The sequence below is a fragment of the Thermus altitudinis genome (assembly GCF_022760835.1).
Taxonomy (GTDB): domain Bacteria; phylum Deinococcota; class Deinococci; order Deinococcales; family Thermaceae; genus Thermus; species Thermus altitudinis.
Genome location: NZ_JAKTNQ010000021.1, coordinates 15,080 through 34,272, shown reverse-complemented (window position 1 = coordinate 34,272; position 19,193 = coordinate 15,080). Strand labels below are relative to the sequence as shown.

The following is a 19,193-nucleotide window of genomic DNA, read 5'->3' as shown; positions in this document are numbered from 1 at the left end:
GCCAAGGTGGTTCTGCTGCTAGCGTTTCCGTTGGTAATGCCTCCAATAAAGGGCTTATCCCGTCGGCTCACCCTTTCATGATAAAGGGCGGGGAGGGTTTCTCCCCACCCCCTCTCCGTCCCAGGACTAGCGGCTCACGGTAGCCTTTTCCTGGGCGTGGCCAATAGTCTGGTCGCTTTCCACGTCAAAGGCGTGGAGGCGGGAGGTATCGGCGAGAAGCTCCACCCGATCCCCAGGCTTCACCGGGGCGTGGCCGTCCACCTTGGCCACCAAAACGGTTCCGTCCACGCTCACGTGGATCTCCGTTTCCGCTCCCAGGGGCTCGGCCACCTCCACCTCGCCCCGGATGACGTTTTCCTCCTCGGGGATCACCGTGTAGCCCTTAAGGCCCAGGTGCTCGGGGCGGATGCCCATCCAAACCTCCTTGCCCCCATAGGGCCTTAGAGCCTGGGCCAGGACGGGATTGGCCCGGACCCGGAAGCCCGGTGCCGCCAGGTACACCCTGTCCCCTTGCACCTCCACCCTAGCCCGGATGAAGTTCATGGAGGGGCTCCCGATGAACCCTGCCACGAAGCGGTTGGCAGGGAAGTCGTACAGGTTTAGGGGGGTGTCCACCTGCTGGATCTCCCCATCCTTCATGACCACGATGCGGTGGCCCAGGGTCATGGCCTCCACCTGGTCGTGGGTCACGTAGATGGTGGTAACCCCAAGCCGCCTTTGCAGCTTGGCGATCTCCACCCGCAGCTTGGCGTCCAGGTTGGAGAGGGGCTCGTCCATGAGGAAGACCTTGGGCTCCCGCACGATGGCCCGGCCCATGGCCACCCGCTGGCGCTGGCCGCCGGAAAGCTCCCGGGGCTTGCGGTTTAGGAGGTGCTCAATCTTGAGGATGCGGGCGGCCTCCTTCACCCGGCGGTCGATCTCCTCCTTGGGGTAGCGCCTCAGGCGCAGACCGAAGGCCATGTTCTCATAGACGTTCATGTGGGGGTAGAGGGCGTAGTTTTGAAAGACCATGGCGATGTCCCGGTCCTTGGGGGGGACGTCGTTCACCAGGCGGTCGCCGATGTAGATGCGGCCCTCGGAGACCTCCTCGAGGCCGGCGATCATGCGCAGGGTGGTGGTCTTGCCGCAGCCCGAAGGCCCCACGAAGACCACGAACTCCCCGTCTTCGGTTTCCAGGTTGAAGTCCTTCACCGCCACCACCTTGCCGAAGCGCTTCCAAACGTGCTCCAACCTAACCTTGGCCATGCTCTACCTCCTAGGCCCCGCGCTTTGAGCCTGCAAGGTAGCCCTTTGGGCTGACCTTGGCCCATCGGGGGTTCTTGCGCATTCTACACCATCCCAGGGGCCTTGTAGGGACCCCGGGGGAGCTTCAGCATCTTTTTACAGAACTTTCACACACAGGCGGATAATGTAAGCTGGTCCGCGGACTCGGACCGGTGCGATTCTCTGATTCTGGAGGTGGGAGGATGTTAAAAGGTTTTCGGGACTTTATCATGCGGGGCAACGTGGTGGACCTGGCGGTGGCCGTGGTCATCGGCGGCGCCTTTGGCCAGGTGGTGAACTCCTTGGTGGCGGATGTCCTCACCCCTTTGATCGGGGCGTTGGGTGGGGCTCCGGATTTTTCCGCCATCAAGCTGGGGCCTATAGCTCTTGGGAAGTTCATCAATGCGGTGGTGAACTTCCTGGTGGTGGGTGCCGCCATCTACTTCTTGATCGTGGTGCCCATGCAGGAGCTGGAGAAGCGGCGCAAGAAGGCGGAGGAGGCGGCGCCACCCTCTCCTCCTGAGCCCCCCGAGGAGGTCAAGCTTCTTCGGGAGATTCTTGAGGAGCTGAGGCGGAAGGCCTAAGCCGGTTCCAGAGAAAGAGGGCCAGGTACCCCAGGCCGATCTCGGGCCTGGGGTTTGCCGTTACGGTGAGGGCAAAGGCGTGAAAGAGGAGGCTTTCTATGGCGTGGCGGGGGGATCGTAGAAAAAGGGCTTTTAGGGCAGGGCCTTGCCGCCAGGCGAGGAGCCCCAGGTAGGGCAGGTAGGGCCAGGGCCCGGTGGGGTAGCCCAGGGCGGAGAGGCCCAAGGCGCCAAAGGCCAGGCCCCGCAGGAGGGGCAAAGGGTCTTTGGCCAGGGGATGGAGGGTGTCCCATGGAAGGGTTTCCTCCCCTGGCCAGGGCGTCTTTAAGAGCAGCAACCTTTTTCCCTCATGGCCTCCCAGGTAGGTGAGGGGATCAGGGGCTACGCCGAGGGGAAGGAGTTGGCCTGGGTGCTCCAGGAAGGCTTGGTACAGGAAAGGGTCTAGGGGCGTGCCGTCCACCAAGAACCAGGTGTGGGGCTTTCCGGAAAGGAGAAAGCCTAGGGCCCCCTCTACCTTGTGTCCTCTGTGGACCAGGATACCCGGCCAGGCCTCTGGGGGTTCTCCAAGAAGCACCTTGCGCCAGGGGGGGGCGGGGTTCAAGGGATAGGTATCCAGGTGGAAGCGGACCTCCACCGCCTCTTCCGCCTCGAGGGGAAACCGGGCCAGGAGGTTGCCCCGGTCCTCGTACATGGCTTCGGCTCGCCGGGATAGGAAGAGATCCCCGACCTTTTGCCCGGGGAGGTCCTGGGGCAGGGGAAGGAGGTAGGTGTCGGAAGCAGGGGCCCGGAAGCGCAGGCGGAAATACGGCATACCCTGAGGGCCCATGGTACCACGTGGGGCTTGACGAGGGTGGACCAGGGTTTTAACATAGCCATATGTTACTTTACACATATGCACAAGGAGAGGGATATGCCAAGCGCCCTGCACCGCTATAAGGCGACCTTCTTCAAGGCCTTGGCCCATCCCTTGCGCCTGGCCATCCTGGACGCTTTAAGGGAAGGGGAGAAGAGCGTTTCCGCCCTCCAGCGGGAGCTTGGGGCGGAGCAGTCTGTGCTCTCTCGGCAGCTTTCCCTGCTTCGGGAGCGGGGGTTGGTGGAGGCCAGGCGGGAGGGGCAGATGGTTTACTACCGCACCCGGGATCCGGAGGTCTACGCCTTTTTGGACCTGGGACGGCGGATCTTTGAACGCCACCTCGAGGCGGAGAGGGAGCGTCTGGACGCCCTTAGGGAGGAGGAATGAGCCCCCTTTGGACCTTCTTGCCCCTGGGCTTGGCCGTGGTGTCCGCTGGGACCCCCTGGCGTTTCCGGGGGCTTTCCCTCTCCCTGGGCTTGGCGGGCCTAGCGTGGGTGGCGCTGGGGGGGATGGGTTGGGCTTTGGGATGGGGTGCTCCTTTCCTCTACCTCCTCCTCCTCGGGGCCCTGACCCTGGGCCTTGCTCCCTACCTTCCTGCGTATTTAGCCCATCACCCTCGTGAGGCGCACCTCTATAGCCTTCTTGTTCCCCTTTTCTTGGCTAGCATGGCGGGGGTGGCCTTGACCTCCCCGGGGTTTGGCTTCCTCTTTTTGTGGGAGGGCATGGCCCTCTTGGGTTATTTCCTGGTTGCCCTCGAGGGGCCGAGCGCCCTGGTGGGGGGCCGGGCCTTTTTCCTGGCTAGCCGGCTTTCTGGGGCTGGGCTTTACCTGGCCTTCCTGGGGCACGGGCATCTGGGGGCTGACTGGGTCTGGGCGGGGCTTCTTTTAGGCTTTGGGGTGAAGGCAGCCCTCTTCCCCTTCCACGCCTGGTTGCCCCAAGCCCACCCGGTGGCCATCAGCCCGGTGTCGGCCCTGCTCTCTGGGGCCATGACTAAACTGGGCCTTCTGGGGTTGTACCAGTCCCAGTACTGGTTTGGTCCCCCTCCGCCTTGGGTGGGATGGGCCTTGGTTCTTCTGGGACTTTTGGGTGCGGTGTATGCCCTGGTGCGGGGTCTGGGGGAGGAGGACCTAAAGGGGGCTTTGGCCTACTCCAGCGTGGAAAACCTGGGCCTCATGCTTTCCGCTTTGGGGGCGTATTTTCTTAAGCCTATGCCCTTGCTCCTGGGGGCCTTCTTCCTCCAGCAGGTGGCCCACGCCTTGTTCAAAGGGCTTCTTTTCCTGGGGGCAGGGGCTCTGGAGGAGCGGCGGATTTCCCAGCTGGGTGGGCTTTTCCGTAAGGCCCCTGGTCTCGGAGCTTTGGCCTTATGGGGGATGGTGGCGGGGGCTGGCCTGCCTCCTGGCCCTGTTTTTCTTGCGGAGTGGCAACTTTACCAAGGCTTTTTGCAGGGGCCTTTCCTGATGCCCCTGGCCGCCGGGGCCTTGGCCTTGGTGGGGGCCTTGGCCCTTTACTTTTACGTGCGCCTTTTCGGGCTGGCCTTTTTGGGGTTGCCTCGAGGCGAGGCTGGGGTGTACTGGGCGCCAGGGATGCGCTTAGGCCTAGGGCTGTTGGCGGCTCTTCTCCTCCTGCTGGCCCTAGGGCCGGGGCTGCTTCTGGGTCCTTTGGGTCTAGGTACCTATCCCAACGGGCTTCTTCTGGCCCTCCTTGGCGTTTTGGCTGGAGCTTTGTACCGGGGGCTGGCCCGTTTGCCCAAGCGACTCTACGGCACCTGGGACTGCGGTTTCCAGCCCCTAACCCCCAGGATGCAACCCAACGCCCTGGGTTTTGCCGAGCCCGCCCTGCGCCTGTTCCCCTTTCTTCGCCTTAGGGTGGGGGAACATCCCCGCTTGGAGGAACCCTTGGCCGAGGTATACGCCGGCGTGGGGCGGGCCTATAGCCGCCTTGCGGCCTTGGTCCAGACCCTTCAGTCGGGGAGCCTGCACCTTTACCTTCTTCTGCAGCTCCTTACCTTGGTGGTGGTCCTGGGGGTGGTTTTGCTATGACGGCTCTTTTAGCCCTCCTGTTGGCTCCCCTCTTTTCGGGAACCGTCAAGTGGCTCAAGGCTAGGCTTACCCATCGGCAGGGGCCAAGCCCCCTCATGGAGTACCGGAATCTGGCCAAGCTCTGGCGCAAGGTCTGGGTGGTGCCCCACCCCACCACCCCCCTATTCCTTCTCGGGCCCATCATGGCCCTACTGGGTACCCTTGGGGCCTTGGCCTTGTTGCCCGTGCTCCCTGGGTTGGCCTTCAGGGGGGATTTTCTCCTCGCCCTCTACCTGCTGGGCTTGGGCCGTTTTTTTCAAATGCTGGCGGCTTTGGATGCGGGTAGCAGTTTTGGGGCCCAGGGAAGCTACCGAGAGGGAGTGGTCACGGTGTTGGCGGAACCAGGAACGCTTATGGCCTTGGCGGGGGCGGTCCTTCTGGGGGAGGGGTTTTCCCTGAGCGGCCTGCCCCAGCTTGGGGTGGAGAACAGCTTGGTGTTGCTGCTGGCCCTGGCCTCGCTGGCCCTGGCCCTTCTGGCCGAGGGGGCCAGGATGCCGGTGAACGACCCCACCACGCACCTGGAGCTCACCATGATCCACGAGGCGCAGGTCCTGGACCATAGCGGGCCTCTTTTGGCCTTGTACGAGCTTGCTGGCTCGCTTAAAATGCTCTTTTACGCGGGGTTGATGGCCTTGTTGTTGCCGGGGTCCAAGCCCCTGGTCTTCCTGGGGGTGGTGGGGGCCTGGGTCTTGGCGTTGGCCTACCTGGAGACCTACGGGGTAAAGCTTCGCTACCTCAGGCTTCCTGACTTTCTCTCGTACAACACTCTTTTCGGGGTTCTGGCACTTTTGGGGGCAATATGGCGCTTCTAAACACCTTGGTCCTGGCCATTTTGGCCACCGGTTTTTTGATGGTAAGCCGCCGTAGCCTGGACGCCATCATCCGGCTCTACGCCCTGCAGAACATCCTCTTGGCCTTGGTTTCCTTTGCCCTTGCGGGAGGCGAGGTGCACTTTATCGTGGCAGGCCTGGCCCTTTTCGCCGTCAAGGGGGTTCTCATACCATGGTACCTGTTCTGGCTTATAGACCGCCTCGAGGTGAGCCACGAGGTGGAGGGGTACCTGTCCGTTTCCCTCTCCCTCCTTTTGGCGGGGCTCCTCACCGCTTTGGCCTTCCGGGTGGGAAAGGCCTTTGTTCTCCCCGAGGCCCCCTTGCCCCAAGGGGTGCCCGTGGCCTTGGCCCTGGTCCTGTTGGGAATTCTTTCCATGGTTAGCCGGAAAAAGGCGATCAGCCAGGTTCTGGGATTTCTGGCGTTGGAGAATGGGGTTTTCCTCATGGCCCTTTCTGAGAGCCACGGCCTTCCCCTCTTCGTGGAGCTGGGGGTGGCCTTGGATGCCTTTGCCGCCGTGTTTTTGGCGGGGATCCTCATCTTCCGCATCAAGGGGGAAATGGGGCATGTGGACACGGCTCGGATGCGTTCCTTAAGGGGGTAGGGGTGCTGTATCTTCTGGTCTTCTTGCCCTTGACGGTCTTTTTGGCTCGCAGGGAAACCACCTTGCTGGTGCAGCTTTCCGTTCTGGTCCCCTTCTTGGGCCTGCTCCTTGCCCCTTTCCTCTTGGGGACGGCGGCGGGCCCTTTCCGATTGGATGGGGTGGGGCTCTTTTACCTCCTCCTGACGGACCTCATCTACGGGTTGGTGGCCCTGTTCGCCCGGGGCTACTTTCCCCGGGAGGAGGCTTGGCGGTTCTATTGGGCGGGCGCCCTTTTCCTGGCCTCGGCCCACGGGGCGTACCTGGCTCACAACCTAGGGGTGCTTTGGATCTTCGTGGAGGGGAGCACCCTGGCCTCGGCCCTTCTGGTCTACCACAAGGGCGGGGCAAGGGCCCTGGAGGCCACCTGGAAGTACCTCATGCTGGGCAGTGTGGGCATCGCCATGGGGCTCATCGGGGTCATCCTGGTGTACGCCTTGGTGGGCGGGGTCACCTTGGACTGGGGGGAGGTCCGGTCCTTGGTGGGGGAGGCCAATCCCGAGGGGCTTAAGGTGGCCTTTGCCCTCCTCTTGGTGGGCTTCGGTACCAAGGTGGGGCTTTTTCCCCTCCAGGCCTGGCTCCCCGATGCCCATGCCGAGGCCCCGGGGCCGGCCTCCGCCCTCCTTTCGGGAACGCTTCTCAACGTGGCCTTTTACGCCCTTTTGCGCTACACCGCGCTCATGCAGGCGGCGGGGCTTTTCCCTTTTGCCTCCGGGCTTCTTTTGGCCTTTGGCCTTTTGAGCCTAGTGTTTGGGGCCTGGTTTCTCTTTGGGCAGAGGGAGTACAAGAGGCTTCTCGCCTATTCCAGCATGGAACACATGGGCCTCGCCGTTTTTGCCCTGGGCCTGGGCCTTCCCTGGCTTGCCCTTTTCCACACCCTGGCCCACTCTTTGAGCAAGACGTTGGCGTTTTTGGGAGCCAGTGGGATTCTGGCCCTTAGCCACGCCAAGGAGGTGGGGCGGGTGGGAGGCCTGGTCCTCCATACCCCTGCCTTGGGTGTGCCCTTTACCCTTTCCCTGGCGGCCTTGGGGGGGCTTCCTCCCTTTCCCCTGTTTTTCGCCGAGTTCAAGGCGGTGGAGGTGGCCATGAAATCGCCGTGGCTGGGGGTTCTCTACCTGGTGGGGCTGGGGCTGGCCTTTGCTGGTCTCTTATACCCCATGGCCCAAATGGGCTTTGGTCAAGGAAAACCCTTAGGGGGAAGGGGGCTGGACCTTTGGTTGCTCTGGGTTTTGCTTCTCCTGCTCCTTCTTCTTGGGGTCTTACCCCCGGTGGAGGTGTTTAAGGCGCTGGAGGTGGTGTTGTGGAAGCCGTAAAGGAGGCCCTGCAGGAGGGAAGGCCCGTGGCCTATTTCCCCTACGGCGAGGGGGCGCTTTTGCTGGTGGAGCGCAGGCGGAGCCTCGAGGCCTTCCCCCTGGGTCAGGGAAGGCGTTTACCTAGTCTGGCCGCGGAGTTCCCCTCCCTGGATTGGTTTGAGCGGGCCCTTTGGGAAAGGGGATTAGAGCTGGTGGGGCATCCCGGGCTAAGACCTTTAAGGCGGCACGACCTTCCCTATGCCTTCCGGGAGTTTCCCCACCTGCACGAGGTGCCGGTGGGCCCGGTGCATGCGGGGATCATTGAGCCCGGCCACTTCCGCTTTAGCGTTCTTGGGGAGCGAATCCTTAACCTGGAGATCCGCCTGGGCTACCAGCACCGGGGCCTCCTCGGGATCATGCCGGGCAAGGGTCCAGAGGCGGCCCTGCTCCTGGCGGAACGGGCGGGGGGTGAGCCTGTGGCCCACGCCCTGGCCTTTGCGGAGGCTTGGGAGAGGGCCTTGGGGATAGAGGCTCCCCCCCGCGCGCAGTACCTGCGTCGGGCGGCCTTGGAGCTGGAGCGGGCCTTTGGCCACCTGGGCCACCTGGCGGGACTTTTCACCGATATCGGCTACGCCTACGGCGCCACCCAGGTGGGGCGGATACGGGCCCTTCTGCAAGGGGAGGTGGACCGCCTCACGGGCCACCGCTATGGCCGCAACTTCATCCGGGCGGGAGGGGTGTGGCGGGAAGGCAGGCCGGACCTCGAGGCCCTATCGCGGTACCAAAAGGAGTTGGATTGGCTTTTGCCCCGGCTTCTTAAGCACCCCCAGGTGCTGGATCGCATGCGCTACGTGGGGGTGGTGCGGCGGGTGGAGGCGCTGGCCTTGGGCTTCGTGGGGCCCACGGCCCGGGCGAGCGGGGTGGAGCGGGACTTGCGGCAGGACGATGCCCTTTACCCTGCCTTTGTCCCTGTGGTGCGCCAGGGAGGGGACGTCCTTTCCCGGGCCCAGGTGTATGCGGAGGAAGCCCTCCAGGCGTTGGAGTATGCCCTGCGCTTCCTACACCAACGGGCTGAAGGGCCTCTGGCGGTGGAGGTGGAAGCTGGGGACGGGGAGGGCATGGCCCGGGTGGAGGCGGGCCGGGGGGAGGTGTTCTGGTTCGTCCGGCTGGAGGAGGGCAGGGTGGTCCAGGCGGAGGGGGTGGACCCCAGTTTTAAGAACTGGCGGGCCCTGGAGCTGGCGGTGCGGGGGGAAGGCCTGCCGGACTTCCCTCTCTGTAACAAGTCCTTTGACCTTTCCTATGCGGGAAACGACCTGTAGGGGGTAGGATGAGCCTTTTGCGCACGCTCAGGATAGGGGTTTTGGCTCGGGCCCTCGAGGAGATTCTCCAGGTGCCCTCGCAGGCCTTTGGGTATCCTCTTTTGCAACCCAAGGGGCTTTCCCGGGAAGCCCGGGAGGGCCTGGTGAAGGTATGCCCCAGCGGGGCCTTCTTTGAAGAAGAAGGGATTTTCAGCTTGGACCTAGCCCGCTGCGTGGGGTGTGGGCGGTGCGCCCTGGTTTACCCCGAGGCCGTGGGGGAGATGAAGACCCTGGAGGTGGCCGTGGTTCGCCGGGAAGACCTGGTGCAACGGGTAGACCTGGCGGCCCAAGCCTTCCTGGACCCTGGGCCACCCCCGCCACCACGGCCCGAGTTGCGCCTCCCCACCCTGGCTTTCCGGGAGGTGAGCGCCGGGGACACGGGCCTGGCCGATTCCGAGATCGCCCTTTTGGGGAACCCCTTTAACGACATGGCCCGGTTTGGCTTCCAGGTGGTGGCCTCGCCCCGCCATGGCGATGCCCTGTTGGTGACCGGCCCCGTGAGCCGCAACATGGCCCAGGCCCTAGAGCGCACCTACCAGGCCATGCCGGAGCCCAAAGGGGTGGTGGCGGTGGGCAACGAGGCCATCGCCGGCGGGGTTTTTGCGGAAAGCCCGGAGGTGTGGGCGGGGGTGGATAGGGTGGTTCCCGTGGATGTCTACGTGCCTGGGGACCCACCCCGGCCCGGGGCCATTCTCCATGGCCTCTTACTCCTCACGGGGCGGGTGGTCCAGCGCCTGGTAGGGGGCGTGGTACGCTAAACTTTTCCCATGGAGTGGCTCCTCACCCCTGGACCCGTTCGGCTTCACCCGAAGGCCCTGGAGGCCCTGGCCCGCCCCCAGCTCCACCACCGCACGGAGCCGGCCCGGGAAGTTTTCCTAAAGGCCAGGGACCTTCTCAAGAAGGCTTTCCAGACCCAAGGGGAGGTTCTGGTCCTCACGGGAAGCGGCACCTTGGCTATGGAGGCCCTGGTGCACAACCTTTTCTCCCCCGGGGAAAGGGTCTTGGTGCCGGTGTACGGGAAGTTTTCCGAGCGCTTTGCTGAGATTGCCGAAAGCGCGGGGCTGGCGGTGGACCGCTGGGAGCTTCCCTACGGGGAGGTGCCAAGCCCGGAAGGGGTGGCCAGGGCGGGCTACCGGGGGTTGCTGCTGGTCCACTCGGAGACCTCTACCGGGGCCCTGGTGGACCTGCCCGCCCTGGCCAAGGCCTTTAAGGAGGCCAACCCTGAAGGCTTGGTGGGGGCGGACATGGTGACGAGCCTCCTGGTGCGGGAGGTGGCCCTCGAGGCCTGGGGGGTGGACGCCGCCGCCTCCGGTAGCCAGAAGGGCCTCATGTGCCCGCCGGGCTTGGGTTTCGTGGCTCTAAGCCCCACGGCCCTGGAGGCCCTCCGCCCCCGAGGGTATTACTACGACCTTTCCCGGGAGCTGAAGGCCCAGGGGGAAGGGGAGAGCGCCTGGACCCCAGCCATCAACCTGGTGGGGGCGGTGGCGGCGGTGCTGGAGGAGGTGGTGCCCAGGCTCCCTGAACACCTGGCCCTTAAGGCTTGGCAGAACGGGCTCCTATACCAGGTGGGGGAGGAACTGGGCTTAAGGCCGGTGCCCAAGGTGGCAAGCCCGGCGGTGGCGGCCTTTTACCTGCCGGAAGGCATTCCCTACCGGGCGGTGAAGGAGGCCTTTGCCCAAAGAGGGGCGGTGATCGCTGGGGGGCAAGGACCTCTTAAGGGGAAGATCTTCCGCCTCTCCCTGATGGGCCATTACCAGCGCTACGAGGCCTTTGGCGTGGCGGCCCTCTTCAAAGAGGCCTTTGCCGATATTCTTCCAACCTCTTGAGCATCTCCTCCTGGGTGTAGACCGCCCGGGCTCCCCCCACCAGCTTGGGCCGGGTCTTGGCGGCAATGAGCAGGGCCTCCCCGATTTTCCGCAGGGAAAGCCTAAGGGGTACGGCCACAGGGCGAAGGTGCATGCCGATGAGGACCCCGCCGATATCCATCCCCCCATGGGCCTGAGCCTTCAAGGACTCCACCATCACCGGCTCCTTAAAGCGCAGGAAGGCCGCCGTGGCCAGGCTTCCCCCCGCTTTGGGATGGGGGAAGACCGTGACCTCTTCTAGCCTATAGGTGTGCGCGGCTTCCCTTTCCACCACCAGGGCCCGGTTCAGGTGCTCGCACCCTTGGACGGCCACCCACACGCCCCGTTCCCAAAGCGGGGGAAGGAGGCCGTCCAGGATGGCCTCGGCCACCTCGAGGCTGGGCCTTGTCCCCACCTTTTCCCCCAGGACCTCGCTGGTGGAACCCCCAAGGACAAAGAGGCTTCCCTTGGGCATGGGGAAGAGCTCCAAAAACTCCAGAATGGCCTTTTCCGCTGCCTTGCGGATGCCTTCCATGCTCCAAGCCTACTCCACCCCATCGGGGGCCTGTGTGGGCCCGCCCGGGGTTGGCGCCAAGGCCTTAACTTGCCAAGATGTCCAGGAGGATGAAGAGGAACATTCCCAGGCTTACCCCCACGTTGGCCTGGAAGAAGGCCACCTCTACCCGGCTTAGGTCCTCGGGGGTCACCAGGCGGTGTTCGTAGACCAAAAGCCCTCCCACCAGGAGCAGGCCCAGGTAGAAAAAAGGCCCGGCGCCGTAGCTGAGCCCGGCCAAGAGCAGGGAAAGCCAGGCCAGGAGGTGGGTGGCACGGGCCACGCCTAGGGCCATGGGGATACCAAAGCGGGCGGGGATGCTCTTCACCCCATGGGAGCGATCAAAGCTAAAGTCCTGGGTGGCGTAAAGGATGTCAAACCCCGCAATCCAAAGCCCCACCCCGGCCCAAAGCCAGTAAGCGGTGGGGTGGAAGCTTCCCGTAACGGCGATCCAACCCCCTGCCGCGGCCGCCCCGATGGTCAGCCCCAATACATAGTGGCAAAGCCAGGTGAAGCGCTTGGTGTAGCTGTAAACAGTTAGGAAGAAGACCGCCACCGGAAGGAGCCTTGCGGTAAGGGGGTTTAGGGAAAGCCCCGCATAGACCAGAAGGGTAAGGCCCAGGCCGGCAAGGAGAAGGGTTTCCCAGGGCTTGACCAGACCCTTGGGCAGGTGGCGGTTCTGGGTGCGGGGGTTTAGGGCATCCAGCCGCCAGTCAATGAGGCGGTTCAGGGCCATGGCCATGGTCCTGGCCCCCACCATGGCCAGGGTGACCAGGAGGAAGGTGCGCAATCCGGGCCAGCCCCCGGCCGCCAGGAGCATCCCTCCGTAGGCAAAGGGAAGGGCGAAAAGGGTGTGCTCAAAGCGGATTAGGTCCAGGTAGAGCCGCAGCCTGGTCATCCCCGGCGTACCTCGAGGATCCTGTTTCCCTCGTCCAGCAAAACCACGGTGGGCTTAAGGTTTCGGGCCTCCTCCTCCTCAAAGATCCCGTAGGCCACCAGGATCACCAAGTCCCCCGGGCGCACCAGGTGGGCGGCGGCCCCGTTCACCTGCACCACCCCCGAACCCCTCTCCCCGGGAAGGGCGTAGGTGGTGAGCCGGGCTCCGTTGGTGATGTCGTAGATATCCACTTGCTCGTAGGGCAGGATGCCGGCGGCATCCAAGAGGTCCTGGTCCACGGTTACCGAACCCACGTAGTGAAGGTCGGCATGGGTCACCATGGCCCTATGGATCTTGGCGTGGAACATCACCCTTCTCACAAGGGCCAAGTCTACCCCTCTACGGCCTCTTGGGGAAGCGACCCCTCCACGAAGAGGGTCTTGGCGTGGGTGTAGAGAGCCTGGCCTGGGGCGGCCTTGCGCGGTCGCCAGACGTGTTTTTTACGGGTGTAGTCCACGGGAACCTGGTTTTCTCCGCGGGCCTTGGAGTGGTAGGCGGCCAGCCTGGCGGCGAAGAGGAGGTCTTCCAGGGGCGGGCTCTTCCCTTCCGCCTTAAGGATCACGTGGCTTCCCGGCACCCCTTGGGCATGGAACCAGAGGTCCTCGGAGTGGGCGGTGCGGGTGAGAAGGTCGTTTTCCTTGGCGTTCCTGCCCACCAGGACTAGGAATCCGGAAGGGGAGGTATAGCGGAGGCCCAGCCTGGGCCCCTTTTGCCCCTTGGGGTGCCGGGAGAGGGCGAGGAGTTCCCCAAGTTCCGCCCTTTCCACCCGCCGGACCTCCTCCTGTAGGGCCTGGAGCTGGGCCTCCAGCCTAGGGATCAGGGCGAGGGCCCGTTCCGCCAGCCCCTCGAGGCGCCGCGCCCTTTCGTAGAGCCTCTGGGCGTTCTCCTGGGGGGAGAGGGCGGGGTCTAGGGGGATTTCCACCAGCCTTCCCGCAAAATCCTCTAAAACCACCTTGTCTGCCCCTTTGGGCACCTCCTTAAGCCGGGTTAGGAGGAGGTCGGCCTGCCGGCGCAGGCTTTCCGCTTCCTCTAGCCTTTGCAAAGCCCTTTCCTGGTCAAGAAGCCTAGCGCGGAGGGTTCGCTCTTCCCTTCGGAGGGCCTCGAGGAGGGGCTTCCTCAAGGCCTCTTTCTCCTCTTCCCGCCACCTTTCCTGAAGCTCCTGGGAAAGGGCCGTGCCCAGGTGGGGGTGTTCCAGCACATCCTTGAGGGCCTGGTATACCTGGGCCAGGGCTTCCTCATCCAAGGGGGTTTCCGGGGTGAGGCCCGCCCTTTTGGCCAGCTCCCGCATGAGTTCCAGGCCTATCCCGTCCACATGGCGCACCACCTCCTTCAAGGGTTTCCCAAGGAGGATGCGGAGGTCCTCTAGGGTAAGGGTGCGGGGGTCCAGCTTCTCGTAGGGGGGTGGGGGCACGTAGGGAAGGCCCGGGCGGAGTTCCCGGTAGCGGTTCACCTCCTTGGTGATGGGCCGGTCAACCCCGAGGATCCGGCCTCCTTCGTCCAGGAGGAGGAGGTTAGCGTTCCGTCCCGTGGCCTCCAGGACCAGAGTGGAGGGGGGCGTGTCCACAAACCCTTTTTCCCCGGCAAAGCGGAAAAACACCACCCGGTCCAGCTTGAGTTGCTCAGCTTCCAGCAAGGGCCCCTTTACCCGGGCCTGCAGCTGCCGTTGGAAGGGGGTTTTGGGCTCGCCCAAAAGGGTGCCTTCCTCCAGGGCTAGGCTAGGGGAGGGAGGGCGGTAGCGGAGAACCAGGTTGAAGATCCGGCCCGTCCTGCCCTTGAGGAGGAGGGCCAGGCTTCCCTCGTCGGGGAAGGCCAGGCCCAGGTTAAGGGCCGGGAGCTCCCCCTTTAGCTCCCGCAAAAAGGCGTGGATCAGGAGGCCTTCCATTTCCTAAAGACCACCAAAAAGGCCGTGTGCCCCACCTGCTGGAAGCGGGGATGGGCCACGGGTAGCCTGATCTCCCACTCCCGCCAGGAAACCTCCAAAACTCGTTCCAGCCTGAGGGGTAAGCCCTCGGCCCTTTGCACCAGTTCCAATACCTGGGTGATGTTGGGGAGGTAGGCCACCAGGAAGCGGTCCAGCATGAGGGCCTCCGTGGCCTTGGCCAGCACCTTCCAGGGTTCCATGAGGTCCAGGGCCACCCCGTGGAAGCTCTCCCTTTCCAGGGTGGCCTCCTCCAGGCTTCCCAGGTGGAAGCGCACATTCCCCACCTGCCAGAAGGCCTTTACATTGGCCTCTGCCTGGGCCAGGTGCTGGGGGCGCTTCTCGTACGTTTCCACCAGCCCCATGGGCCCCACCGCCCGGGCCAGGAAGAGGGTGAGCCCTCCGGAGCCCGTGCCCGCCTCGAGGACCCGCATCCCCGGGGCCAGGTCCAAAAGGGTCACCATGGCGCTGGCATCCTTGGGGTAGGTGGGGGTGGCGCTTCGCCGCATGTGCAGGAGGTACTCCTCCAAGGTGGGCCGGTGGACGGAGAGGGCCTCTCCCAGGTGGGTGTAGACCCTCCCCCCTGGGCCCACTTGGGCGATGGCCTCATGGGGCACGGTGCCCCGGTGGTGGTGGAAAACCCCACCCTCCTTGAGGCGGATCAGGAAGGCCCGGCCTTTGCCATCCTTGAGAAGGAAGAGCTCCCCTTCCATCCTGCCCACTTTAGCGGGCCAGGGCCAGATAGTCCAGGACCCGCTCCAGGTCAAAGGGGTTGGGGACCCGGTAGGGTCCGGCGAAGGCGGTGGGGGTTCCCCTAAGGCCCAGGCGGAGGGCCAAGGCCCGCTCGGCCTCCACCCGCTGGGCCACCTGGGGGTGCTTGAGGCAGGTGGCAAAGGCCTTCAGGTCCAGGGAGAGGGAGCGGGCCAGGCCCAGGTAATCCCCAAGCCGCCCCCCCATCAGGAGGTCGTGGTAGGGCCAAAAGCTTCCTTGCGCCCCGGCGCACTCCGCGGCGATGGCGGCGGGGAGGGCTTCGGGATGGATCTCCTTGAGGGGGAAGTGGCGGTAGCTGATCCGGAGTTCCCCCTTGAGGGCCCGGGGTTTCAGCTGGGGAAGCACCTCACGGGCCAGACGCTGGCAGAAGGGGCATTGGAAGTCCGAGAAGATGCGCAGCACGGGGCCCTTTTCCCCTAGCACCCAGCGGTCCTCCCCCAGGGCCGCTTCCTGAGTTTCCCTGGGGCCTATCCGGGCCCGCATGGGCTCCGTGAGGACGAGGTCCAGAAGAAAGGCCTCTTCCAAGTTCAGGCTGACCCGTTGCCCCTTAAGGTGGCCCGCGTTTTTCCCTACCCACTCCTTAAGAGGGGCCCCGAAGGCCAGGCCCGTGGTCCTGTCCACCAACAGGGCCAGAAAGGAGGCGTCCAGGGGGCCGGTATAGCTCACCGCCAGGAGGCGGCCGTTTTTCTCCTCCACCCGGACCTCGCTTCCCGGAGGGGGTGCGATACCTTGGAGAAACCCTTCCACCGGCTTGCCGATCTGGGCCAAGGCCGCGCCCAGGAGGATGGGGAAGGCCAGGCTCCTCATACCTTGAAGAAGCCTTCCACCGGCAACACGAAGACCACGGCCCCCCCCACCTGCACCTCCACGGGCTGGGCCAAGAAGGGGTCAGGGGCCTCGGAGAGGGGAAAGCCTCTCGTGACCAGGCGGGTGCGGGTGCGGCACTTCTCCTGGACTAGCTCCAGCACTTCTTGGACCCTTTCGTCCTCCACTCCGATCAGTAGGGTGGTGTTCCCCTCTCGCAAGAAGCCACCGGTGGAGGCCAGTTTGGTGGACTGCAGCCCCCGCTCCAAAAGGGCCTTAGTGAGGCCCGGGGCATCCGTATCCTGCACGATGGCCACGATGAGCTTCATTGCCCTTCATTGTACACGGGAGGGCCTACCTGGCCTTAGGTTCTCTCCAGGATGCCGTGCCACTCCTGAAGGCTTTTGACCGCGGTGCCCTTCTCCCGGGCCCTCAGGATGGCCTTTAGGCTCCACCAGGCGCCCTCCAGGGTGGTGATGAAGGGAAGGCCTTTTTCCACGGCCCGCCGAAGCTCGGGATGAGGGATGGGGCCGATAAGCAGATCGTAATCTTCGTGGGAAAGGGTGAAGCCGGCGTCCAAGTAGGCCCGGCGCACCTCCTCTAGCCGGGCTCGCTCCTTTTCGGGAAGCCCTTCCTCCAAGAAGCGGACCCGTCCCGAGAGGGGGAGCCTTTGGCCCGCCCCCAGCTGGGCCTTGTAGTAGGCCAGGTAGGGGTCCTGGTCCAGGCCCATGCTCTCCCCGGTGGAGCGCATCTCGGGCCCCAGGACCGGGATGACCCCGGGGAACTTGAGCCAGGGGATGACCACCTCCTTCACCGCATAGTAGGGGGGCACGGGTTCCAGGTTCCGCACCCCTAGATCCTTGAGGGTTTTGCCTACAGCGATGAGGGCGGCCAGTTTGGCCAGGGGAACCCCGATGGCCTTGGAAACGGAGGGCACGGTGCGGCTAGCCCGGGGGTTGGCCTCGAGGATGTACACCTCCTCCCCGAGGACCGCGTACTGGACGTTCAAAAGCCCCTTAACCCCCAGGGCCAAGGCCAGGCGGCGGGTGTAGGCCTTTACCTTTTCCAAGGCGGCAGGGGAGAGGTGCACCGGGGGTAGCACCGTGGCCGAGTCCCCCGAGTGCACCCCGGCCCGCTCCACGTGCTCCATCACCCCGGCGATCATCACCTCTTCCCCGTCGCAAAGGGCGTCCACGTCCAGCTCTAAGGCGCCTTCCAGGTACCGGTCCAGGAGGATGGAGGGCTTGTCCTGAAGGGGTTCGTAGACCTCCTCCAGGTAGCGCTCCAGTTCTTCCCGGCCGTGGAGCACCCGCATGGCCCGGCCTCCCAGCACGTAGCTGGGCCGGGCCAGGAGGGGAAAGCCCACCTCCTGGGCCAAGCGAAGGGCTTCCTCGGGGGTGGCGGCCACCCGGCCCTCGGGCTGGGGGATGCCAAGCTCTTGGCAAAGGCGGTTAAACTCCTGGCGGTCCTCCGCCTTATGGATGGCGGCGAAGGGGGTGCCGAGAAGCCGTACCCCAGCCTCCTCCAGGCCCTTGGCCAGCTTCAGGGGGGTTTGGCCGCCCAGGGTGGCGATGACCCCCAGGGGCTTCTCGTGCTCCACCAGGTTGAGGACATCCTCGAGGGTCAGGGGCTCAAAGTAGAGGCGGTCGGCGGTGTCGTAGTCGGTGGAGACCGTCTCAGGGTTGGAGTTCACCATGATGGTTTCGTAGCCCGCCTCCCGCAGGGCCCAGACCGCATGCACCGTGGCGTAGTCAAACTCCACCCCTTGGCCGATGCGGATGGGCCCCGAGCCCAGGATCACCACCTTGGGTTTGGGCGTGGTCCAGACCTCGTCCTCCAGCTCGTAGGTGGAGTAGTGGTAGGGGGTGTAGGCCTCAAACTCCGCAGCGCAGGTGTCCACGGTCTTGTAGACGGGGACCACCCCCAAGGCCTTGCGCTCGGTGCGCACCTCTCCTTCTCCTTTGCCCAGAATCTCCCCCATGCGGGCATCGGTGAGGCCCAGACCCTTGTAGAAGCGCCAGTCCTCCCGGTCCTTAGGCGGGTTATGCCTTAGCCAAGCCTCGGCCTCCACGATCTCCTGGATTTGATGCAGGAACCACCGGTCAATCCGGGTGGCCTGGTGGAGGTCCTCGAGGGGCATCCCCCGCCGCAAGAGCTCTATGACCGCATAGATGCGGTCGGGGTTTGGGTAGAGCTTTTTCTCCAAATCTTCCGTGCGCACCTGGGCCAGGGCCTTCACGTCCCGCTCCAGGCCCCTCAGGGCCTTCATGAGGGCCTCCTTGAAGGTGCGGCCGATGGCCATCACCTCCCCCACGGATTTCATCTGGGTGCCCAGCTGGTCCGTAAGGCCTCCCAGGGTGTTGGGGAGGTCCTCGAACTTCTCAAAGGCGAAGCGGGGGATCTTGACCACCACGTAGTCAATGGTGGGTTCAAAGGAGGCTGGGGTCTTGCGGGTGATGTCGTTGGGAAGCTCGTCCAGGCGGTACCCCACCGCCAAGAGGGCGGCGATCTTGGCGATGGGAAAGCCCGTGGCCTTGGAGGCCAGGGCGCTGGAGCGGGAGACCCGGGGGTTCATCTCAATGACCACCTGGCGGCCCGTCTTGGGGTCCACGGCGAACTGGATGTTGGAGCCCCCGGTGTCCACCCCGATCTCCCGGATCACCGCCTTGGCGGCGTCCCGCATCCTTTGGTACTCCACATCGGAAAGGGTCTGGGCGGGGGCCACGGTGATGGAGTCCCCCGTGTGCACCCCCATGGGGTCCACGTTTTCAATGCTGGTGATGATGACCACGGTGTCCGCATGGTCCCGCATCACCTCCAGCTCAAACTCCTTCCAGCCCAGGACCGATTCCTCCACCAAGGCGGTGTGCACCGGGGAAAGGAGGAGGCCCCGGCCCAGGATTTCCTTTAGCTCCGCCTCGCTATGGGCGATGCCGCCCCCGGTGCCCCCGAGGGTGAAGGAGGGGCGGACCACCACGGGGTAGCCCACCTCCCGGGCGAAGTGCAGGCCCTCCTCCAGGCTACTCACCATCTGGCCCCGGGGCACCTCGAGGCCGATCTTGCGCATGGCCTTCTGGAACTCCTCCCGGTCTTCTCCCTTCTTGATGGCCTCCGCCTTGGCCCCTATAAGCTCCACCCCGTAGCGGGCGAGGATGCCTTCCTCGTGGAGGGCCATGGACAGATTTAGGGCGGTCTGGCCCCCCAAGGTGGGCAGGAGGGCGTCGGGGCGTTCCTTGGCGATCACCTTTTCCAGGTACTCCAGGGTCAGGGGTTCCAGGTAGGTGCGCTCGGCCAGCTCGGGGTCGGTCATGATGGTGGCGGGGTTGGAGTTGACCAGGATGGCCTCGTACCCCGCACCCCTTAGGGCCTTCACCGCCTGGGTGCCCGAGTAGTCAAACTCCGCAGCCTGGCCGATGGTGATGGGCCCGGAACCGATGATGAGGATTTTCTTGAGGTCTCTTCTCGGCGGCATC

The 19,193-nt window shown here is 64.6% G+C and carries 19 protein-coding genes; 9 read left to right on the top strand and 10 right to left on the bottom strand.

All coding sequences use genetic code 11. From position 1 onward, the window contains the following. Window positions 1-126: 126 nt before the first annotated feature. A complete protein-coding gene (locus tag L0D16_RS08450; protein ID WP_243031390.1) occupies window positions 127-1,245 on the bottom strand; it encodes an ABC transporter ATP-binding protein in 1,119 nt (372 codons plus the stop codon). 221 nt (window positions 1,246-1,466) lie between these two features. Between L0D16_RS08450 and mscL the strand changes: the two genes are divergently transcribed. Then, window positions 1,467-1,847, top strand: a complete 381-nt coding sequence (gene mscL, locus L0D16_RS08445) for a large conductance mechanosensitive channel protein MscL (protein ID WP_243026807.1) — start codon at window positions 1,467-1,469, stop codon at window positions 1,845-1,847. Here mscL and L0D16_RS08440 read toward each other — a convergent pair. After that, window positions 1,801-2,655 carry a hypothetical protein gene (locus tag L0D16_RS08440; protein ID WP_243031388.1) on the bottom strand — a complete coding sequence of 285 codons (855 nt, stop codon included), beginning with the start codon at window positions 2,653-2,655 and terminating at the stop codon, window positions 1,801-1,803. The two genes, mscL and L0D16_RS08440, sit on opposite strands and share 47 nt — an antisense overlap. 99 nt (window positions 2,656-2,754) lie before the next feature. Here L0D16_RS08440 and L0D16_RS08435 point away from each other — a divergent pair, with 99 nt between their 5' ends. The 8 genes from L0D16_RS08435 to L0D16_RS08400 are packed head-to-tail and all read left to right on the top strand — an operon-like array spanning window position 2,755 to window position 10,719. Next, a complete protein-coding gene (locus tag L0D16_RS08435; RefSeq protein WP_243031387.1) occupies window positions 2,755-3,084 on the top strand; it encodes an ArsR/SmtB family transcription factor in 330 nt (109 codons plus the stop codon). Beyond that, on the top strand, window positions 3,081-4,736 hold the full coding sequence (locus L0D16_RS08430) for a complex I subunit 5 family protein (RefSeq protein WP_243031382.1): 1,656 nt from the start codon (window positions 3,081-3,083) through the stop codon (window positions 4,734-4,736). Before L0D16_RS08435 ends, L0D16_RS08430 begins: the two co-directional genes overlap by 4 nt. Further along, window positions 4,733-5,587 (top strand): respiratory chain complex I subunit 1 family protein, encoded by an 855-nt coding sequence (locus L0D16_RS08425; RefSeq protein WP_243031379.1) that lies wholly within the window; start codon window positions 4,733-4,735, stop codon window positions 5,585-5,587. The genes L0D16_RS08430 and L0D16_RS08425 overlap by 4 nt, the downstream gene beginning before the upstream one ends. Continuing rightward, window positions 5,575-6,207 carry a hypothetical protein gene (locus L0D16_RS08420; protein ID WP_205387537.1) on the top strand — a complete coding sequence of 211 codons (633 nt, stop codon included), beginning with the start codon at window positions 5,575-5,577 and terminating at the stop codon, window positions 6,205-6,207. The genes L0D16_RS08425 and L0D16_RS08420 overlap by 13 nt, the downstream gene beginning before the upstream one ends. A gap of 2 nt (window positions 6,208-6,209) precedes the next feature. Next, the gene (locus L0D16_RS08415) at window positions 6,210-7,556 is read left to right on the top strand and encodes a proton-conducting transporter transmembrane domain-containing protein (protein WP_243031373.1); all 1,347 of its coding nucleotides are present in this window, start codon (window positions 6,210-6,212) and stop codon (window positions 7,554-7,556) included. Beyond that, window positions 7,544-8,854, top strand: coding sequence for a hydrogenase large subunit (locus L0D16_RS12430; RefSeq protein ID WP_341474619.1), 1,311 nt, complete (start codon window positions 7,544-7,546; stop codon window positions 8,852-8,854). Before L0D16_RS08415 ends, L0D16_RS12430 begins: the two co-directional genes overlap by 13 nt. Before the next feature lie 8 nt (window positions 8,855-8,862). After that, entirely contained in the window at window positions 8,863-9,651 is a 789-nt protein-coding gene (locus tag L0D16_RS08405; RefSeq protein WP_243031370.1) for an NADH-quinone oxidoreductase subunit B family protein, read from the top strand. Window positions 9,652-9,660: 9 nt separating this feature from the next. Further along, window positions 9,661-10,719, top strand: coding sequence for a pyridoxal-phosphate-dependent aminotransferase family protein (locus tag L0D16_RS08400; RefSeq protein WP_243031367.1), 1,059 nt, complete (start codon window positions 9,661-9,663; stop codon window positions 10,717-10,719). On the opposite strand, the gene L0D16_RS08395 is transcribed toward L0D16_RS08400, so the two are convergent. The 8 genes from L0D16_RS08395 to carB all read right to left on the bottom strand — a co-directional run bounded on the left by L0D16_RS08395 (window position 10,682) and on the right by carB (window position 19,192). Further along, a complete protein-coding gene (locus L0D16_RS08395; protein WP_243031366.1) occupies window positions 10,682-11,272 on the bottom strand; it encodes a TIGR01440 family protein in 591 nt (196 codons plus the stop codon). The two genes, L0D16_RS08400 and L0D16_RS08395, sit on opposite strands and share 38 nt — an antisense overlap. A gap of 64 nt (window positions 11,273-11,336) precedes the next feature. After that, window positions 11,337-12,188 (bottom strand): menaquinone biosynthesis prenyltransferase MqnP, encoded by an 852-nt coding sequence (gene mqnP / locus L0D16_RS08390; RefSeq protein WP_243031364.1) that lies wholly within the window; start codon window positions 12,186-12,188, stop codon window positions 11,337-11,339. Then, entirely contained in the window at window positions 12,185-12,535 is a 351-nt protein-coding gene (gene panD / locus L0D16_RS08385; protein WP_243031408.1) for an aspartate 1-decarboxylase, read from the bottom strand. The genes mqnP and panD overlap by 4 nt, the downstream gene beginning before the upstream one ends. Before the next feature lie 23 nt (window positions 12,536-12,558). Beyond that, window positions 12,559-14,109, bottom strand: a complete 1,551-nt coding sequence (locus L0D16_RS08380) for an Rqc2 family fibronectin-binding protein (protein ID WP_243031361.1) — start codon at window positions 14,107-14,109, stop codon at window positions 12,559-12,561. Then, window positions 14,094-14,858 (bottom strand): tRNA (adenine-N1)-methyltransferase, encoded by a 765-nt coding sequence (locus tag L0D16_RS08375; RefSeq protein WP_243031359.1) that lies wholly within the window; start codon window positions 14,856-14,858, stop codon window positions 14,094-14,096. The genes L0D16_RS08380 and L0D16_RS08375 overlap by 16 nt, the downstream gene beginning before the upstream one ends. Window positions 14,859-14,868: 10 nt before the next feature. After that, a complete protein-coding gene (locus tag L0D16_RS08370; protein ID WP_243031357.1) occupies window positions 14,869-15,723 on the bottom strand; it encodes a DsbA family protein in 855 nt (284 codons plus the stop codon). Then, window positions 15,720-16,049: a cyclic-di-AMP receptor gene (locus L0D16_RS08365; protein ID WP_243031354.1), complete on the bottom strand. Its 330-nt coding sequence runs from the start codon at window positions 16,047-16,049 to the stop codon at window positions 15,720-15,722. The genes L0D16_RS08370 and L0D16_RS08365 overlap by 4 nt, the downstream gene beginning before the upstream one ends. Window positions 16,050-16,084: 35 nt before the next feature. Then, window positions 16,085-19,192, bottom strand: a complete 3,108-nt coding sequence (gene carB, locus L0D16_RS08360; RefSeq protein WP_243031353.1) for a carbamoyl-phosphate synthase large subunit — start codon at window positions 19,190-19,192, stop codon at window positions 16,085-16,087. Window position 19,193: the final 1 nt, after the last annotated feature.

What these genes read in the sequence shown, in the direction of transcription:
- L0D16_RS08450 (WP_243031390.1), bottom strand. Translation starts at nt 1,245, where the DNA reads ATGGCCAAGGTTAGGTTGGAGCACGTTTGGAAGCGCTTCGGCAAGGTG.
- mscL (WP_243026807.1), top strand. Translation starts at nt 1,467, where the DNA reads ATGTTAAAAGGTTTTCGGGACTTTATCATGCGGGGCAACGTGGTGGAC.
- L0D16_RS08440 (WP_243031388.1), bottom strand. Translation starts at nt 2,655, where the DNA reads ATGCCGTATTTCCGCCTGCGCTTCCGGGCCCCTGCTTCCGACACCTAC.
- L0D16_RS08435 (WP_243031387.1), top strand. Translation starts at nt 2,755, where the DNA reads ATGCCAAGCGCCCTGCACCGCTATAAGGCGACCTTCTTCAAGGCCTTG.
- L0D16_RS08430 (WP_243031382.1), top strand. Translation starts at nt 3,081, where the DNA reads ATGAGCCCCCTTTGGACCTTCTTGCCCCTGGGCTTGGCCGTGGTGTCC.
- L0D16_RS08425 (WP_243031379.1), top strand. Translation starts at nt 4,733, where the DNA reads ATGACGGCTCTTTTAGCCCTCCTGTTGGCTCCCCTCTTTTCGGGAACC.
- L0D16_RS08420 (WP_205387537.1), top strand. Translation starts at nt 5,575, where the DNA reads ATGGCGCTTCTAAACACCTTGGTCCTGGCCATTTTGGCCACCGGTTTT.
- L0D16_RS08405 (WP_243031370.1), top strand. Translation starts at nt 8,863, where the DNA reads ATGAGCCTTTTGCGCACGCTCAGGATAGGGGTTTTGGCTCGGGCCCTC.
- L0D16_RS08400 (WP_243031367.1), top strand. Translation starts at nt 9,661, where the DNA reads ATGGAGTGGCTCCTCACCCCTGGACCCGTTCGGCTTCACCCGAAGGCC.
- L0D16_RS08395 (WP_243031366.1), bottom strand. Translation starts at nt 11,272, where the DNA reads ATGGAAGGCATCCGCAAGGCAGCGGAAAAGGCCATTCTGGAGTTTTTG.
- mqnP (WP_243031364.1), bottom strand. Translation starts at nt 12,188, where the DNA reads ATGACCAGGCTGCGGCTCTACCTGGACCTAATCCGCTTTGAGCACACC.
- panD (WP_243031408.1), bottom strand. Translation starts at nt 12,535, where the DNA reads ATGTTCCACGCCAAGATCCATAGGGCCATGGTGACCCATGCCGACCTT.
- L0D16_RS08380 (WP_243031361.1), bottom strand. Translation starts at nt 14,109, where the DNA reads ATGGAAGGCCTCCTGATCCACGCCTTTTTGCGGGAGCTAAAGGGGGAG.
- L0D16_RS08375 (WP_243031359.1), bottom strand. Translation starts at nt 14,858, where the DNA reads ATGGAAGGGGAGCTCTTCCTTCTCAAGGATGGCAAAGGCCGGGCCTTC.
- L0D16_RS08370 (WP_243031357.1), bottom strand. Translation starts at nt 15,723, where the DNA reads ATGAGGAGCCTGGCCTTCCCCATCCTCCTGGGCGCGGCCTTGGCCCAG.
- L0D16_RS08365 (WP_243031354.1), bottom strand. Translation starts at nt 16,049, where the DNA reads ATGAAGCTCATCGTGGCCATCGTGCAGGATACGGATGCCCCGGGCCTC.
- carB (WP_243031353.1), bottom strand. Translation starts at nt 19,192, where the DNA reads ATGCCGCCGAGAAGAGACCTCAAGAAAATCCTCATCATCGGTTCCGGG.